14 protein-coding genes are annotated in these 16391 nt (G+C 67.9%); 6 read left to right on the top strand and 8 right to left on the bottom strand.

All coding sequences use genetic code 11. The annotated features are described in order from the left end of the window. Nucleotides 1-10 precede the first annotated feature (10 nt). On the bottom strand, nucleotides 11-760 hold the full coding sequence (locus ACLBWH_RS00090) for a 16S rRNA (uracil(1498)-N(3))-methyltransferase (protein WP_447795867.1): 750 nt from the start codon (nucleotides 758-760) through the stop codon (nucleotides 11-13). Next, complete coding sequence (locus ACLBWH_RS00095) at nucleotides 757-933, bottom strand: hypothetical protein (protein WP_447795869.1); 177 nt, start codon at nucleotides 931-933, stop codon at nucleotides 757-759. Before ACLBWH_RS00095 ends, ACLBWH_RS00090 begins: the two co-directional genes overlap by 4 nt. A 92-nt stretch (nucleotides 934-1025) precedes the next feature. Between ACLBWH_RS00095 and ubiA the strand changes: the two genes are divergently transcribed. Beyond that, nucleotides 1026-1940 (top strand): 4-hydroxybenzoate octaprenyltransferase, encoded by a 915-nt coding sequence (ubiA, locus tag ACLBWH_RS00100; protein WP_447795871.1) that lies wholly within the window; start codon nucleotides 1026-1028, stop codon nucleotides 1938-1940. Between the two features lie 136 nt (nucleotides 1941-2076). On the opposite strand, the gene ACLBWH_RS00105 is transcribed toward ubiA, so the two are convergent. Beyond that, the gene (locus ACLBWH_RS00105) at nucleotides 2077-2976 is read right to left on the bottom strand and encodes a LysR substrate-binding domain-containing protein (RefSeq protein WP_447795873.1); all 900 of its coding nucleotides are present in this window, start codon (nucleotides 2974-2976) and stop codon (nucleotides 2077-2079) included. 62 nt (nucleotides 2977-3038) lie between these two features. On the opposite strand from ACLBWH_RS00105, the gene ACLBWH_RS00110 reads away from it, so the two are divergent. The 4 genes from ACLBWH_RS00110 (at nucleotide 3039) to ACLBWH_RS00125 (ending at nucleotide 6363) form a co-directional block, all read left to right on the top strand. Continuing rightward, a complete protein-coding gene (locus ACLBWH_RS00110; RefSeq protein WP_447795875.1) occupies nucleotides 3039-3776 on the top strand; it encodes an FMN-dependent NADH-azoreductase in 738 nt (245 codons plus the stop codon). Between the two features lie 198 nt (nucleotides 3777-3974). Next, entirely contained in the window at nucleotides 3975-5324 is a 1350-nt protein-coding gene (locus tag ACLBWH_RS00115; RefSeq protein ID WP_447795877.1) for a TldD/PmbA family protein, read from the top strand. Next, nucleotides 5317-6105, top strand: a complete 789-nt coding sequence (locus tag ACLBWH_RS00120; protein ID WP_447795879.1) for a 3'(2'),5'-bisphosphate nucleotidase CysQ — start codon at nucleotides 5317-5319, stop codon at nucleotides 6103-6105. Before ACLBWH_RS00115 ends, ACLBWH_RS00120 begins: the two co-directional genes overlap by 8 nt. Nucleotides 6106-6216: 111 nt before the next feature. Next, entirely contained in the window at nucleotides 6217-6363 is a 147-nt protein-coding gene (locus ACLBWH_RS00125; RefSeq protein ID WP_137897336.1) for a lmo0937 family membrane protein, read from the top strand. 42 nt (nucleotides 6364-6405) lie between these two features. On the opposite strand, the gene ACLBWH_RS00130 is transcribed toward ACLBWH_RS00125, so the two are convergent. The 4 genes from ACLBWH_RS00130 to ligA all read right to left on the bottom strand — a co-directional run bounded on the left by ACLBWH_RS00130 (nucleotide 6406) and on the right by ligA (nucleotide 13528). After that, nucleotides 6406-7206 carry a LytR/AlgR family response regulator transcription factor gene (locus tag ACLBWH_RS00130; protein WP_038659443.1) on the bottom strand — a complete coding sequence of 267 codons (801 nt, stop codon included), beginning with the start codon at nucleotides 7204-7206 and terminating at the stop codon, nucleotides 6406-6408. Further along, complete coding sequence (locus ACLBWH_RS00135) at nucleotides 7203-8315, bottom strand: sensor histidine kinase (protein ID WP_322849344.1); 1113 nt, start codon at nucleotides 8313-8315, stop codon at nucleotides 7203-7205. The genes ACLBWH_RS00130 and ACLBWH_RS00135 overlap by 4 nt, the downstream gene beginning before the upstream one ends. 100 nt (nucleotides 8316-8415) lie before the next feature. Continuing rightward, nucleotides 8416-11205 carry a TonB-dependent receptor gene (locus ACLBWH_RS00140; RefSeq protein ID WP_447796678.1) on the bottom strand — a complete coding sequence of 930 codons (2790 nt, stop codon included), beginning with the start codon at nucleotides 11203-11205 and terminating at the stop codon, nucleotides 8416-8418. Nucleotides 11206-11377: 172 nt separating this feature from the next. Beyond that, nucleotides 11378-13528: an NAD-dependent DNA ligase LigA gene (gene ligA / locus ACLBWH_RS00145; RefSeq protein WP_447795881.1), complete on the bottom strand. Its 2151-nt coding sequence runs from the start codon at nucleotides 13526-13528 to the stop codon at nucleotides 11378-11380. Between the two features lie 162 nt (nucleotides 13529-13690). Here ligA and ACLBWH_RS00150 point away from each other — a divergent pair, with 162 nt between their 5' ends. Then, nucleotides 13691-14671, top strand: a complete 981-nt coding sequence (locus ACLBWH_RS00150) for an SDR family oxidoreductase (protein WP_322849341.1) — start codon at nucleotides 13691-13693, stop codon at nucleotides 14669-14671. A 35-nt stretch (nucleotides 14672-14706) separates the two neighbouring features. On the opposite strand, the gene recN is transcribed toward ACLBWH_RS00150, so the two are convergent. Beyond that, a complete protein-coding gene (gene recN, locus ACLBWH_RS00155) occupies nucleotides 14707-16365 on the bottom strand; it encodes a DNA repair protein RecN (RefSeq protein WP_447795884.1) in 1659 nt (552 codons plus the stop codon). Nucleotides 16366-16391: the final 26 nt, after the last annotated feature.

The following is a 16391-nucleotide window of genomic DNA, read 5'->3' on the forward strand; positions in this document are numbered from 1 at the left end:
GCTGCGCCAGTCAGTCTTCCTGCCAGTCCCCGCAAGCCGCCATCCACAGGGAAACCGCCGCCGCCGCCGCGGTGTCGGCGCGCAGGATCCGCGGCCCCAGCGCCACCCCCACCGCCTGCGGCAGCGCGCGGATCGCACCGCGTTCCTCCTCGGTGAAGCCGCCTTCCGGCCCGATCAGGATCGCCGCCGGCCCGCGCCGCGCCCGCATCGCCGCGAAGGCCGGAACGCCGCCGGTCTCGTCCGCGAAGAACAGCGCGCGCTCCGCCGGCCAGTCGCGAAGCAAGGCCGCCAGCTTCACCGACTCGGCCAGCACCGGCAGCGCGGTGCGCGCGCATTGCTCGGCCGCCTCGATCATATGGCTGCGCAGCCGGTCGAGCTTGGGCCGGTCGACGATCGTGCGCTGCGTCACCACCGGCACCAGCCGGTCGACGCCCAGCTCGCACGCCTTCTCGACCAGCCAGTCGATCCGCCCCTTCTTCAGCGGCGCCGCGCACAGCCACAGATCGGGCACCGGCTCGCGCGGCCGCAGCCGTGTAGACACGTCGACAATCAGATCGCGCTTGCCGACGCTGGCGGCGGTGGCGAGCCATTCGCCGGTGACGTCGTCGAACAATTTGACCGGATCGCCCGGCGCCATCCGCATCACCGCGACCAGATAATGCGCCGCCGGCCCGTCGATGCGCAGCGGCCCCGGCGTCAGCTCGGTCTCGACGAACAGCCGCGGCGTCGATTGCGGCGGCCAGGCGGGGGTGGCGGTCATGATCCTCCCTTGCGGCGCCGTTGCCGCGCCCACAGCTTGCGTGCGACGATCCAGGCGAGCACCGCCGCCGCCGCCACCGCGACGACCGCCATCGTCACGACGCCGGCAACGCGCAGGATCGCCCAGAAGAGCGCCTCCACGAACCGTCCCACCGCTACCGACAACCCGATCATGCCCCGCGATTGGCGCAGTTTCGCCGGCTTGGCGAGGCAAAAGCACGTCCGCGCCCTTGCCCGCGGCGGCGATTGCGCGGCAAAGGCGGGCCATGTCAGCCGAGATCGTCCCCGACAGCGAACACCGCGGCCTCGTCGGCCGCCTCCCGCCGACCGCACGCGGCCTTGCGCTGCTCGCCCGGCTCGACCGGCCGATCGGCTGGTGGCTGCTGTTCTGGCCGGGCGCCTGGGCGGTGGCGCTCGCCGGCGGCACGCTGACCCGCTGGCCGCTGATCCTGTGGATCCTCGCCGGCAGCATCGCGATGCGCGGCGCCGGCTGCGTCTACAACGATATCGTCGATCGCGACCTCGACGCGCAGGTCGCGCGCACCCGGGCGCGGCCGATCCCGAGCGGGCTCGTCTCGCTCAAGCTCGCCTGGGTGTGGTTGCTCCTGCTCTGCCTGATCGGCCTCGTCGTGCTGGTCCAGCTCCGCCCGCTCGCCGCCGGCGTCGCGCTGGCCAGCCTCGCCCCGGTCGCCGCCTATCCGTTCATGAAGCGGATCACCTGGTGGCCGCAGGCGTGGCTCGGCCTCGTCTTCTCCTGGGCTGCGCTGGTCGGCTGGAGCGAGGTGGCGGGCGACCTGTCGCTGCCGATGTGGCTGCTCTACGCCGGCTGCATCGCCTGGACGATCGGCTACGACACGATCTACGCGTTGCAGGACCGCGAGGACGACGCGCTGATCGGCGTCCGCTCCTCAGCGCTGCGGATGGGCGCGCACGTCAGGGGCGGCACCGCGCTGTTCTATGCGCTGGCGCTCGCCTGCTGGTCGGCGGCGGTCTGGCGCGTCCGCCCCGACCCGCTCGCATTGCTCGCGCTGCTCCCGGTCGCCGCGCATCTCCTCTGGCAGATTACGACGCTCCGCCCCGACGACGGCGCCAACGCCCTCGCCCGCTTCCGCAGCAACCGCTTCGCCGGCCTGCTAATGTTCCTGGCGTGCGTCGTCGTGGGGACGTCGGCGGCGGGGTAGGGGCTCGCACGGGGGCGACGATCGATCGCGCCGGCCCATCACCCCGAAAAACTACGCCACCAGCCCGGCCTGACCCGCCCGTGCCCCTGCGAAAGCAGGAGCCCAGGAGTCCCGAACGCGATCGATCGTTGCTCCGCTACCCCCGCGTCACCGCTTCCAGCCACTCCCGAACCGCGACGATCTCCGGCCGTGCCGCCACGGCGCGCGTCGTGAGGACATGATAGCCCCCGCCCTCGATCACCGGGCCGAAAGGATGCACCAGCAACCCCGCCGCCATCTCGGGTGCCGCCAGCGTCAGGCTGCTGACGACCGCGCCATGTCCGGCAATCGCCGCCTGCAACGCATGGCCGTCGTCGGTGAAGCGCGGCCCGGCGGTGACCGGCAGCCCTTCGATCCCCGCCAGCCGCGCCCAGCTCGCCCAGTCCGGCCCGGCGATCGGGCTGGTCCACTCCGAATGGAGCAGCGGTACGCGCCGTAGATCGTCGGGCGTCGCGACTCCCAGCGCCGGGCTGCACAACACTCCGACATTCTCCGCCAGCAACGGTGTCGCGATCAGCGCGCCGAACGGGCCATCACCATAGCGAACGGCGATGTCCGCAGCGCCGCTGTCGAGATCGACCACCTGATCGCTCGCATGCAGATGCAGGTCGATTGCCGGATATGACGCCGCGAAGCCGCCCACCGACGGAACGAGCAGCCGCGCGGTGAACAGCCGGGTCGCCGACACCACCACCGTCGTCCGCGCGCGCCCGCGGCGGAGCTGCGTCAGGCAGCGGTCGAACGCGTCGAAGCCGTCGCACAAGACGGGATAGAGCATCGCCCCCGCCTGGGACAGCGAGACCCGCCGCACATGGCGGACGAACATCGCCTCACCCAGCGATTCCTCGAGCAGGCGCACCTGATGGCTGATCGCCGTCGGCGTCACGCCCAATTCGGCCGCCGCGTTCCGGAAGCTGAGATGACGCGCGGCGGCTTCGAAGGCGCGCAGCGTTGCCAGCGGCGGAAGATCGCGACGGCCACCGATGGATGAAGGCACCTCAGCTATCTCCTGAGCAATTCGCGTTCGTCGCCGATGCGACGGGGCGATAGATTAGCGGCATGATAGATGAGGACAACAAGAGGATGCGCAATCACGACGATACGACCCGCCGCCTGCTCCACATCGACGCGAGCGCCCGGTTCGGCCGCTCGGATGATGATCCCCACGGTTCGCACAGTCGCCGATTGTCGCACCGCTTCGTCACCGGCTGGCAGGCGCGGCGACCCGCGGATGTGGTGGTTCGCCGCGACGTCGCGGCGCATCCGCCTACCCCCGTTGACGCCGCCTGGATCGACGCGAGCTTCACCCCGCCGGAGCGTCGCACCGCCGGGCAGGCCGCGCGCCTGCGCGAAAGCGACGCGCTGACCGCGGAGCTGCTCGGCGCCGACCTGCTGGTCGTCGGCGTCCCGATGTACAATTTCGGGGTGCCGTCGCAGATGAAGGCGTGGATCGACAACATCGTACGGGTCGGCCTCACCTTCGGCTTCGATCGATCGCGCGACGGCGAGCCATATTGGCCGATGCTGCCCGCCGGCAAGCGGCTCGTCATCCTGACTGCGCGTGGCGATTACGGCTATGGACCCGGTGGACGGCTCACCGCGATGAACGTCGTCGAGGTCGGGCTGACGGTGCCGCTAGGCTATATCGGCCTGACGGAGAGCCGGACCATCGCGATCGAATATGACGAATTCGGCGACGATCGCCTCGCCGCCTCGATCGCCGCAGCAGAAGCCGCGGTCGACGGACTGGTCGATGATCTCTGTGCGACTATCGGCGGGGTCGCACCGGCCGGCTGACCGTTCCCGCTATGTCCTACATGCCGGCCACGCTCTATAAGCCCCGCCATGTCGCGCGCGCTCCCCTCCCATCAGCACCAAAATGGAAACGATGGGGGCGGATCGTTTCCGTTAAGGTGTCCATCTTGTCCATGTTGCCTTGATTCGTCACGATCGCGGGGCCTAGCATCCCGCCGGCTGGCCCCCTAAGTCGGGACGATGCTGACCCCTGATCAGGCGCGCGATCGCGCCGCCGATATCGTCGCCCGTGCCGTCCGCGCCGGAGCCGACGCCGCCGATGCCGTCTTCGCCGCCGATGCCTCGCTCGACGTCTCCGTTCGCCTCGGCGCGCTGGAGGATGTCGGTCGGTCGGAGAGCGAGGAACTCGGTCTGCGCGTTTTCGTCGGCCGGCGCTCGGCGAGCGTCTCGACCTCCGATCTGTCGACCGACGCGATCGCCGCCCTGGTCGAACGCGCCGTCGCGATGGCGCGCGAAGCACCCGAGGATCGCTGGGCCGGGCTCGCGCCGCAGGAGCGGCTGTTGCACGGCGCGCCGCCGCTGCTCGACCTTGCCGACGGCGACGAGCCGACCCCGGCCGAGTTGCGCGAATGGGCGCTGGCAGCCGAGGATGCCGCCCGCGCGGTGCCCGGCGTCACCAACAGCGAAGGCGGCGGCGCCAGCGCGTCGCGCTCGGTCTGGGCCTTGGCGACCAGCCACGGCTTCGCCGGCGCTTATGCCGCCACCGCCTACAGCCTGTCGGCCAGCGTGCTCGCCGGCGATGCCGCCACCGGCATGGAACGCGATTACGCGCATCACGCCGCCCGCAAGCGCGCGCATCTCGACAGCCCCGACTCGATCGGCCGCCGCGCCGGCGAACGCGCGGTGGCGCGCCGCAATCCGGGCCGCATCGCGAGCGGGCCGATGCCGGTGGTGTTCGACCCGCGCGTCGGGTCGTCGCTGCTCAGCCACCTCACCGGTGCGATCTCGGGCCAGGCGATCGCGCGCAAGACCAGCTTCCTGCTCGACGCGCTCGGCACGCAGGTGTTCGCCGACGGCGTGTCGATCTGCGATGATCCCCATCGCCCGCACGGCTTGCGCTCGCGGCCGTTCGACGGCGAAGGGCTGCCGGTATCGCCGGTCGCGATCGTCGAGAACGGCATGCTGGAGACCTGGCTGCTCGACAGCGGGTCGGCGCGGCAATTGGGGCTCGAGCCGACCGGCCACGCCGCGCGCGGCGTCGGCGGCGGCCCCGGCGTGTCGCCGAGCAATCTCTATATGGCCGCCGGCATCGTGCCCGTCGCGACGCTGATCGCCGACATCGCCGATGGCGTCTATGTCACCGAATTGATCGGTCAGGGCATCAACGGCGTCACCGGCGATTACAGCCGCGGCGCCGCGGGCTTCCGCATCGTCGGCGGGCAGATCGCCGGCCCCGTCGCCGAATTCACCATCGCGGGCAATCTCAAGGATATGTTCCTCGCGCTGACCCCGGCGAACGATCTCGAATTCCGCCACGGGCTCAACGTGCCGACGGTGCGGGTCGACGGCATGACGGTCGCGAGTGGCTGAGCCGCTCGCCGACCTGACCGCCGCGGTGATCGCGGTGACGCACGAGGCGGCGACGATGGCGCTCGCCCGCTGGCAGACCGACTTCGCGCGCTGGGAAAAGACGCCGGGCAGCCCGGTGTGCGAGGTCGATCTCGACGTCGACCGGATGCTGCGCGCGCGGCTCGCCGGATTGCTGCCCGATGCGGGCTGGCTGTCGGAGGAGACGGTGGACAGTCCCGATCGTCTCGCCTGCGCGCGCGTCTGGGTGGTCGATCCGATCGACGGCACCCGCGACTATATCCGCGGCCGGTCCGGCTGGGCGGTCTCGGTGGCGCTGGTCGATGCCGGCGAGGTGGTGCTCGGCGTGCTCGACGCCCCGGCGCGCGACGAGCGCTGGCATGCGACGCTGGGGCAGGGGGCGTGGCGCAACGATGTCGCGCTCCATGCCGGCGACCGCACGATGCTGGCGGGCGCACGCGTGCCGACCGATGCGCTTCCCAAGATCGATCGCCATCTCACCGCGGTCCACAAGCCCAATTCGATCGCGCTGCGCATGGCGATGGTCGCCGCCGACGAGGCCGACCTGCTCACCACGCTGCGCTGGGGCAATGAATGGGACATCGCCGCCGCCGCGCTGATCGCCGCGGAGGCCGGTGCGACGGTCAGCGACGCTCTGGGCGCGCCGCTCCGCTACAACAAGCCCGATCCCACCGCGTTCGGCGTCATGGTCGCCGCACCCGGCATCCACGGCGAGGCGCTGGCCTGGCTAGAGGGTCGCGCGCGCGCCGCATTCGGCGGCTGATTCCTGCGCTTTTCAGTTGGTTGATCCGCCAACGGAACATGCAACGCCTGCGTAACGTTTTATCCCCCACGACGGCCCGTTGGCCGATCGCCTTGGAAGGGAAGCCGTACGATGTTGTGGACGATTGCCGTAATCCTGCTGATCCTCTGGCTGCTGGGCTTCTCGCTCCACATCGCCGGTGGTCTCATCCACATCCTGCTGGTCGTCGCGATCATCGTCGGCCTGATCCAGCTCTTCACCGGCCGCAAGGCACTCTGACTCCCGGCGACGGCCTCCCGATGGAGGCCGTCGCCGCCCGCATCAATGCACGAAGCGCGCGACCACGTCGCGATAGCTGCGGCTGACCTTCACGCTGGCACCCGAGTTGAGCACCAGGAAGCATTCGCCGTTGGTATGCGGCTTGACCTGCTTGACGAGATCGAGGTTGACGATCGTCGACCGGTGCACCCGCTGGAAGCGCCGCGGATCGAGCCGTTTCTCCAGATCCTTCATCGTCTCGCGCAGGATCAGCGTGTTGTCGCCGGTATAGATGCACATATAGTCACCGGCCGCATCGATCCGCTCGATCGTATCGACGTCGACGCGGAAGATCTGCCCGCGATCCTTGATGTTGATCAGCTTCTCGAAGCGATTGGCGCTGACCGCGTCGCCGCCCTCGACCATATCCGCCGCCGCTTCCGGCGCATGCTCGGCGAGCACCTCCTTGAGCTTCTCGACCTCCTCGACGCCGCGCTTCTCGGACAATCGCTGCCGCACCCGCTCGATCGTATCGGCAAGCCGCGCCTCCTCGACCGGCTTCATCAGATAATCCACCGCCTGCGCCTCGAACGCACGCAGCGCATGGTCGGAGTAGGCGGTTACGAAGACGAACAACGGCGGTTCGACCTCCATCAGCCCCTGCACCACCGAAAAGCCGTCGAACCCGGGCATCTGGATGTCGAGGAAGACGAGGTCGGGCTTGTGCGTCTTGATCGCGCGGATCGCCTCGCGGCCGTTGGAGCATTTCTCGATGATCTCGATATCATCATGCGCCTGGAGCCGGAGCTCCAATCCCTGGATCGCGAGCGGTTCGTCGTCCACCAGGATGGTTCTGATCGTCATGCGGCCTCTCTACTCAGATCGTCGAGCTGGAAGGGAATTTCGATCTCCACCGAAAAGCCTCCAGCCGGCGCGGTACGCGTCTCGAAGCGGTGGTCCGGGCCATAGGCCTGGATCAGCCGCTCCCTAATATTGGGGAGACCCACGCCGGTTGAAAGGCTTGGCATCACCCGGCCTTCGAGCAAACCCGGTCCGGTGTCGGATACGCCGATCTGCACGCGATCCCCGGCGAGCCGCACGCGAACGCAGATTTCGGCGCCTTCCTCCTGCGTGCTGACCGCATATTTGATCGCATTCTCGACCAGCGGCTGGAGCAGCAGCGACGGCAAGCGCGCGCGTTCGGCGGCCTGGTCGATATCGAACACCGGCCGCAATCGCTCCTCGAACCGCATCTTCTCGATCTCGAGATAGAGTTTCAGCGTCTCGACCTCCTGCGCCACCGTGACGTGCGCGGTCGGCTCGTTGGCGAGCGTGTAACGCAGGAACGACGACAACCGGCTCAGCATCGCATTCGCGCGCTCGGTTTGCTTGAGCAGTACCAACGTCGAGATCGAGTTGAGCGTGTTGAACAGAAAATGCGGATTGAGCTGGTAGCGCAGCATCGCGAGCTGCGCCGACGACGCCTGATTTTCGAGATGCTGCATCTCGTCGATCTGCTGTTCGACGATCAGGTAGAAATTGATCCCGAAATACAGCGCCGACCACCCCGCCATCACCGTGAACGCGACGTAGAAGGAGACGAGCAGCCGCGGCAGCGTGACACCGGGCTGGCCGTTCTGGATCAGCGACCAGGTGAAGGCGTCGAGGAAGGCGAAGAACAAGGTCGCCGCGGCGAAGGCGAGGACGGTCAGCAACAGCCCCGGCGCGCGCGCCAGCCCGCGGAAATAGCCGTAGAAGGTCGAGAGCAGCAGCGTCACGCAATAGCCGACGATCGCCTCGACGATCACCGGAATGATCGCGTCGAGCGACAGATTGGTCAGCGTCGAGGCGCCGCGCAGCAGCAGGTAGCCGGTCCAGCCGACCGCCTGCAACGTCCAGAAGGCGCGGCTTTTGTTCTCGAAGAACGGACGCACGTTGAGCGCCGGGCGGGATGGGGCGGGAAGGGTCGCCATGTCGGGGCGTCTCTACACGGGTGACGCCGGCGGTGCAAAAAAGAAGGGCCGCCGCTTCCGGGGAAGCGGCGGCCCTTTGCTCGTCACCCGTGAAGGCAGATCAGAATGCCGTGTTGATCGACATGATGAAAGCGCGCGGGCTGCCGATCTGGACGAACGGGATGGTGTTGTTCACCGAGAGCGTCGATCCGCCCGTAAAGCCACCAACATAGAATTTGTTGAAGGCGTTGACGACGTTAAGCTGCAAGTACGTCTTGTTGTTGCCGCCGATGCCGATCCAGTCGAGCGCCAGACGAGCGTCGAAGTCGACGACTGTATAACCCTTGGCATAGGAGTCCCAGGTCTGGACCAAGATGCCACGAGTGCCGGTGTAGGTTGCAGGAACGTCATTTACTGTCGGGCAGACGGTATTTACGAGCGCGACCGTGCAGCCGAAATTGCCGAGGTTCTGGTCGTTGACGTACCGGCGGCCGGTGCGCTTGGCCTGTGCCCCGAGCTCGAGCGGCCCCAGCGTCGCCTGAATGCGACCGCCGAACGTGTAAACGGGAGCGCCGGACTCACGCTTGCCTTCGGTCTGGGCGAGAATGGGCGCACCTGCAACGGTGCAGTTGTTGGTCGTGTTCGCCGCGGTCAGCGTCGTCGGGCAGCGGCCGATCTCGACATCGTTCTTGATCTCCGACTTCAGGTACGAACCGTAGACGTAGAACAGCAGCTCGTTGATCGGACGATAAGAGATGTTGCCGTCGATGCCGTACTTATCGACGCGACCCAGGTTGCGGTAGATCGTCTGCTGGGTGTCGATGTCGTAGGAGCTTGCCAGACGGTTCTGGAAGCGGGTGTACCACGGGCCGACCGAGGCCTGGATGCGGCTGCTCGTGTAACGCAGGCCTGCATCGAAGTTGTCGGTGATTTCGGGCGTCGGGTTCGCGGCGTTCGTGTTCTGAGGATAATAGAACGCCTGGTACAGGTTGTCCGTGCCCGGAACCTGAATGCCCTTCGAGTAATTGCCGAAGATCGAGAAGGCGTCGCTGATCTCATACGTCAGGCCGCCCGCCGGCAGGATACGGTCGTACTTGTAGACGCGGTTCTGCGGTGCCGCGAAGCCGGTTATGGTCGGCGCGGCTGCGGTACCACCGACACCATAGGGGTTGGCAGTTGCATACGCCGCATTCTGTCCCGCAGTCGCCAGGCAGTCGACGTTGCCGCCCGCCGAGGTCGAGAAGCAATAGTTGGTGAGATCGCGCTTGAACCACTTGCCCGTCACCGACGCCTCGACGCGCAGCTTGCTGTCGAAGAAATTGCCGATGTACTGCGCGAAGCCCTGGTTCAGGATCGCCTTCGAAAAGCGGTTGCGCTTCTGCACGACGCCACCGTTGGTGGCGACAAGACCGTTATTGCTCGGGAAGACGTCAAACGGAATGCCGTTCGCCTGGAGGTAGCCAAGCTCGCCGGTCTGGCGATGGCGGCCGTAATCGAGCGTGTAGCCGACACGCAGGCTCTGCGTATCCGAGAAGTCGTATCGAAGCGATGCGATGACGCCATAGCGGTTGGTTACCGTCTGGCTGGGCGCAAGCAGCGTGATCTGATCAAGCACGTCGCCATCGCCGTTCAGATCACGACCGAAATAATATTGACCGCCGACGAAGCCGTATTGCGGCGTGGTGATCGCCGGCAGCGTCGACGTTGCCGTGCGGGTGTAACCGCTCTCACGTGCTGTGACCGTACCGCCGCCGTTCGCCTTGGTATATTGATACGACGGATCGACGAAAAGCGTCAGCTTGTCGTTCAGTGTGAATCGCGAGTTTACGCGGATGTTGGCGGTGTTCGACGGGTTGTAGCGTTCGTCGAATGTGGTGCCGCAGCCATTACCGTTGTTGGACGCGCCCGGCACGTTGACGATCGCTGGCGTGTCAGCAACGCCGGCCTGCGGCTGGTCGATCTGACAGCGACCCACCGAATACGGCAGTTCATCGCGGCTGTTCGGGAAGCGGCTGAGGTTGCTCGTTCCTGCGACGCGGGCCGCGCCGGGGACGAGGACCGGAGCGGCGGCGTTGGCGCCGGCGCCCCCGGTCGAGGTAAAGACGTTCGTGTCATAGCGCAGCGGCGCCGAGCCGAAGAAGTTGTTGCGGTTCTGGTTGTAGTGGCCCGCAACCGAGATGAAGTCCTTGCCGCTGCCGATAGGCTGATAGACCTTGGCGTTATACTGCTGCTTATTAATCTTGCCAAAGTTGTTGAACACGACGTCGTTGGTCGCGCTCGAGCCCGAGAACCACGCCTTGGTGCCGAACGGGGTGAAGACGCCGGTGTTGATCAACCCGAACACGCGGAAGAAGCTGTAATCGCCGATCGAACCGACCATCCGCGCGCCGAGTTCGTCGGTCGGGGTCAGCGTGCGATAGTTCACCGTTGAACCAGATGCCGAGGCGGTCGGCGAATCCGGATCGGTCGAGCCCAGATTGACATTCACCTGCTCGATCAGCTCGGGGTCGAGCTGCTGGTTCGAGTAAATCGCGTAATTGCCGGTATCGTTGAGGGGAATACCGTCGAACGTCTGGCTGATGCGGCTGCCGTCGAAGCCGCGGATGGTGAGCGTGCCGCCGGCCGAACCGAACGGATCGTTGTTCTGGAAGCTGACGCCGGGCAACTGGTTGATGATGTCATTAACCGTCTGGCCGGGCGTCTGGTGCGAAATGAACGTCTGGTTGAGGACCTGCTTGTTCTTCGCGGTATTGGGGATGTCAACGCCGCCGACACCGGGCTCGCGCGCGCCGGTCACGACGATGTCCGTGCCCACGTTGTCGGCCTCGGACGACCCCGTCGACTGAGCGAAGGCTGCGGCTGGAACCATGAGCGCGGCGAAGGCCACGCCGCAAGCGAATGTCGTGCGCATTTGATCTAGTCCCCTTTGAGCGATGAGCTCTGGCATCGCGGCTCGTCTTTGACCGTTGCCGCCGCCCATGTCGGGAAAATATTGCGAGTTTGTGACATTCGCGAGCTTGACGATGGTACGGAGATGCTTCGATATTTTGCGTTGCAAAAAAGCCACGCCACCGCTGGCGGGCTTAGCCCGTTTCGGCCACGATTTCAGCCCATTGCGCCTCGCTGATCACCGTCACGCCGAGATCCCCAGCCTTCTTCAGTTTCGACCCCGCATCCGCGCCCGCGACCACCAGATCGGTCTTCGCCGATACCGAACCTGACACGCGCGCGCCGAGGGCTTCGGCCTGGGCCTTGGCCTCGTCGCGCGACAGGGTTTCGAGCTTGCCGGTGAACACCACGGTCTTGCCGCTCACCTGCGACGCGCGCGTTTCCCAGACCAGATCGGTCGGGCGGACCTCGCGCAGCAGGTCGAAGACGACGTCGCGATTATGGCGCTCGGCGCAGAAGCCGATCAGCGCGCCGGCGACCTCCGGCCCGATCCCCGGCGTCTCGATCGCCGCGACGAGCAGCCGGTCGCGGCGGAGGACGAACTTGCGGTCGGTCTCGCCGATCACCGGCTCGATCCGGCGGTGGAGGAACACCGCGTGGCGCAGCATCGCGCCGAGCGCCCGGATCGAGCGATAGCGGCGGGCGAGGTCGCGCGCGGTGATCTCGCCGACATGGCGGATGCCGAGCGCGAACAGGAAGCGGTCGAGCGCGATCTCGCGGCGGGCTGCGATCGCCGCGACCAGATTGGCGGCCCAGGTCCGCCCCTCCTTCTTGCGCGCGGCGAGCTGGTCCTCGGTGAGGCGGAAGATGTCGGCGGGCGACTGGATCAGGCCGTCGGTGAAGAAGGCCTCGATCAGCGTCGCGCCGAGCCCGGTGATGTCGAAGGCGTGGCGCGAGACGAAGTGGATCAGCCGCTCGACCCGCTGCGCCGGGCAGATCAGCCCGCCGGTGCAGCGATAGACGACCTCGCCCTCCTCGCGCTCGACGGTCGATCCGCAATCGGGGCAGGTGCGGGGGAAGGGCCAGGCGGGGCGGTCGGCCTCGGGCGTCAGGTTGCGGACGATCTGCGGGATGACGTCGCCGGCGCGCTGGACGACGACGCGATCGCCCTCGCGCACGCCGAGTCGCTCGATCTCGTCGGCATTGTGGAGCGTGGCGTTGGTCACGACCACGCCGCCGACGGTGACCGGCGCGAGCCGCGCCACCGGGGTCAGCGCGCCGGTGCGGCCGACCTGGATGTCGATCCGCTCCAGCGTCGTCTGCGCCTGTTCGGCGGGGAATTTATGCGCGATCGCCCAGCGCGGCACGCGGCCGACGACGCCGAGCCGCTCCTGCCAGTCGAGCCGATCGAGCTTGTAGACGACGCCGTCGATGTCGAACGGCAGATCGGCGCGCTGCGCCTCGATCCCCGCATAGGTGCGCAGCGCGGCGGCGGCATCGCCGGCGACGGCGATATTGGGGGTCAGCGGCGTGATCAGATCGTCGTCGGCGACGCGAAAGCCCCAGTTGCGGACATGCTGCATCATCGCCGACTGCGTCGCCTCGGGCAGCGTGTCGTGATCGCCCCATCCCCAGGCGAAGAAGCGCAGCGGCCGGGTGGCGGTGACCCGCGCATCCTTCTGGCGCAGCGAGCCGGCGGCGGCGTTGCGCGGGTTGGCGAACTGGCGCGCCTTGCCGGGGTCGTCGGCCTCGTCGAGCAGGCGCCGGTTGAGCGCGGCGAAATCGGACTTCGCCATATAGACCTCACCGCGGATCTCGAACACCGCCGGGGCATCGGCGGGGAGGCGTTGCGGGATGTCGGCGATATGGCGGACGTTGGCGGTGACGTCCTCGCCGATCCGGCCGTCGCCGCGGGTCAGCGCCTGTTCGAGCGTGCCGTCGACATAGCGCAGCGAGCAGGACAGGCCGTCGATCTTGGGCTCGGCGGTGAGCAGGACCGGCTCGTCCGCATCGAGCCGCAGGAAGCGGCGGATGCGGGCGACGAACTCGACGACGTCCGCTTCGCTGAACGCATTGTCGAGGCTGGTCATCGGCCGGGCATGCGGCGCCTTCGCCAGATGCGCCGACGGGGCGGCGCCGACCTGCCGGTTCGGCGAATCGGCCCGGACCAGGTCTGGGAAGGCCGCCTCGATCGCGGCGTTGCGGCGGACCAGCGCGTCATAGGCGGCGTCGGAAATCTCCGGCGCATCCTCGCCGTGGTAGCGCCGATTGTGGTGGGCGATCTCCGCCGCGAGCTTTTCGAGTTCGGCGGCGGCGTCCGGCGCGGTCTTGGGCAGGTCGGTCATGGCAGCGGGGTAGGGGAGCAAGGGCCGGTCGGGCAAGACTCGGCGCGACGGCGAGACCGCGTCGCGCCGTCATCATGCTGTAAATGCCGAATATTCTTCCTCCGGCGATGAACTATCCGCGCGCGCGGGAGCTTTCCCATCGACGCCTTCCGGAGTTTTGCCATGACCGATCAGACCAACCGCCGCGACCTGTTCAAAGGTGCCGCCGTCGTGGGCGCCGCCGCCGTCGCCGGATCGGCGATCGCGCAGACCGGCCCCGCCGCGGCGCCGGCCGACCCGCGTACGAAGTTCACCAACCAGCCTTTCCCCGAACAGAAGCAGAAATGGCCGGCGTTGCAGCGCGAGATGAAGCCGGTGCCCGATTGCGGCGAGGCGAGCTATCGCGGCTCCGGCAAGCTCACTGGGCGCAAGGCGCTGGTCACCGGCGGCGATTCGGGCATCGGCCGCGCCGCGGTGATCGCCTTCGCGCGCGAGGGGGCGGATGTCGCGATCAATTACTTCCCGACCGAGGAGCCCGATGCGCAGGACGTCGCGCGGCTGTTGCGCGCCGAAGGGCACAAGGTCGTGCTGATCCCCGGCGACCTGACCGACGAGAAATTCTGCCGCGACCTCATCGCCCGCGCCAATCGCGAACTGGGCGGGATCGACATCCTCGTCAACAACGCCGCCTATCAGCAGTCGAAGGAATCGATTGCCGAGATCACCGCGGAGCAATTCGACCGGACGATGAAGACCAACGTCTATGCGATGTTCCACCTCAGCAAGGCGGCGATCCCGCTGATGAAGCCGGGTGCGGCGATCATCAACACCGGTTCGGTCAATTCGGTCGCGCCCGAGGAGGAACTGCTCGATTACGCCTCGACCAAGGGCGCGATCCTCATCTTTACCAAGGCGCTTGCCAAGCAGCTCGGCAAACAGGGTATCCGCGTCAACATGGTGGCACCGGGACCGATCTGGACGCCGTTGCAGGTCGCCGGCGGGCAATTGCCCGGCAAGATGCACGAATTCGGGCAGGACACGCCGATGGGGCGGGCAGGGCAGCCGGCGGAGCTTGCCGGCCTCTACGTGGCGCTGGCGGACAGCGGCAACAGCTTCACGACGGGCAGTGCGTTCGGCGCCAACGGCGGCACTGGCGCGATCTGACGGTATGGCGCGGGGCCGGTTCGCCTGCCCCGCGGTCAGGCCGTTTCGAGCAGCCGTTCCGCCTGCGCGCGCGCCTCGTCGGTGACGGTGGCGCCCGACAGCATGCGGGCGATCTCCTCGCGCCGTTCCGCTTCGTCGAGCACGCGGACGCCGGTGCGCGTCACCGTGCCGTCGTGGCTCTTGGCGATCAGCAGATGTTCGGCGCCACGCGCCGCGACCTGCGGCGAATGGGTGACGACCAGCAATTGGGTATGTTCGGCGAGCCGCGCCAGCCGCTCGCCGATCGCGCTCGCCACCGCGCCGCCGACGCCGCGGTCGATCTCGTCGAAGATCATCGTCGCCGCGCCGCCCTCTTCCGCCAGCGCGACCTTGAGCGCTAGGATGAAGCGCGACAGCTCGCCGCCCGATGCGATCTTGGCGAGCGGTGCGAAGGGCGCACCGGGGTTGGTCGCGATCTCGAACTCGACCCGGTCCTTGCCGTGCGACGACCAGCCGTCGGGCGCATGCGTGACGACGACGGTGCGGAACCGCGCCGCATCGAGCTTCAACGGCGCCAGCTCGCCGGCGACCGCCGCGTCGAGCCGTTCGGCGGCCGCATGGCGGCGCCGCGACAGGATGTCGGCGGCGGCGTCGTAATCGGCCCGTGCCGCGGCGACGGCGGTCTCCAGTACCGCGATGCCGTCCTCGCCGGCTTCCAGCCGTTCCAATTTGATGCGCAGGTCGTCGGTGAGCGCCGCAAGCTCGTCGGGCTGGACGCGATGCTTGCGCGCCATGCCGCGCAGCTCGAACAATCGTGCCTCGTCCTCCTCCAGCGCGCGCGGATCGAAGGCGAGGTCGCGACGCGCCTCGGTCAGTTGCTCTTCGGCGACCGTCGCCTCGATCACCGCGCGGTCGATCGCCGCGAGTGCCTCGCCGAGCGCCGCATGATCCTCGGCGATCCGTTCGAGCACGCGCGCCGCCTGGCGCAGCTGTGCGAGGCCGCCGTTCGACCCTTCCAGATAGTCGTCGATCGCGGAAAGCTCGTCGGCGATCTTCTCGGCGCGCTGCATCCCGCGCCGCTTGTCGGCCAGCGCTTCCTCCTCACCGGGCTCGGCGGCGAGTTTGGTCAGCTCGCCGACCGCATGTTCCAGCCATTCGCGATCCCGCGCCGCCGTCTCGATCTCGGACCGCGCGGCGGTCAGCTTGCTCTCCGCCGCGCGCAGCGTCGTCCAGGCGCGGGCCGTATCGCCGGGATCGACCCGGCCGAACGCGTCGAGCAGGGCGCGATGGCCGCGCGGATTGAGCAGGCCGCGGTCGTCGTGCTGGCCGTGGATCTCGACCAGCATCGGCGCCATCTCGCGCAGCAATGCGGCGCCGGCGGGCTGGTTGTTGACGAAGCCGCGGCTGCCGCCGTCGGCCTTGACGATACGGCGGACCAGCAACGGCTCCCCGGGCTCGATCTCGACGCCATTGTCGTCGAGCAACGCGGCGAGCGCGCCGTTCGGTGGATCGAAGGTTGCGGTGACGACCGCCTGGGTCGCGCCATGACGAACGAGGCCCGTCTCGCCGCGCCCGCCGAGCGCCAGTCCCAGGGCATCGAGCAGGATCGACTTGCCCGCCCCGGTTTCGCCGGTGAGCACGTCGAGCCCGTGCCCGAATTCCAGGTCGAGCGCCTCGATCAGCACTACATCGCGAATGGACAGCGCGGTCAGCATCGCCGTCGATATAGCGCGCCCTTATC

Source organism: Sphingomonas sp. M6A6_1c (genome assembly GCF_053345135.1).

Excerpts from the sequence above, each read along its gene's own strand:
- ligA (WP_447795881.1), bottom strand. The coding sequence starts at position 13,528 with ATGACCGACCTGCCCAAGACCGCGCCGGACGCCGCCGCCGAACTCGAA.
- ACLBWH_RS00115 (WP_447795877.1), top strand. The coding sequence starts at position 3,975 with ATGCTGACCCCTGATCAGGCGCGCGATCGCGCCGCCGATATCGTCGCC.
- ACLBWH_RS00090 (WP_447795867.1), bottom strand. The coding sequence starts at position 760 with ATGACCGCCACCCCCGCCTGGCCGCCGCAATCGACGCCGCGGCTGTTC.
- ACLBWH_RS00150 (WP_322849341.1), top strand. The coding sequence starts at position 13,691 with ATGACCGATCAGACCAACCGCCGCGACCTGTTCAAAGGTGCCGCCGTC.
- ubiA (WP_447795871.1), top strand. The coding sequence starts at position 1,026 with ATGTCAGCCGAGATCGTCCCCGACAGCGAACACCGCGGCCTCGTCGGC.
- ACLBWH_RS00130 (WP_038659443.1), bottom strand. The coding sequence starts at position 7,206 with ATGACGATCAGAACCATCCTGGTGGACGACGAACCGCTCGCGATCCAG.
- ACLBWH_RS00125 (WP_137897336.1), top strand. The coding sequence starts at position 6,217 with ATGTTGTGGACGATTGCCGTAATCCTGCTGATCCTCTGGCTGCTGGGC.
- ACLBWH_RS00095 (WP_447795869.1), bottom strand. The coding sequence starts at position 933 with ATGATCGGGTTGTCGGTAGCGGTGGGACGGTTCGTGGAGGCGCTCTTC.
- recN (WP_447795884.1), bottom strand. The coding sequence starts at position 16,365 with ATGCTGACCGCGCTGTCCATTCGCGATGTAGTGCTGATCGAGGCGCTC.
- ACLBWH_RS00135 (WP_322849344.1), bottom strand. The coding sequence starts at position 8,315 with ATGGCGACCCTTCCCGCCCCATCCCGCCCGGCGCTCAACGTGCGTCCG.
- ACLBWH_RS00140 (WP_447796678.1), bottom strand. The coding sequence starts at position 11,205 with ATGCGCACGACATTCGCTTGCGGCGTGGCCTTCGCCGCGCTCATGGTT.
- ACLBWH_RS00110 (WP_447795875.1), top strand. The coding sequence starts at position 3,039 with ATGATAGATGAGGACAACAAGAGGATGCGCAATCACGACGATACGACC.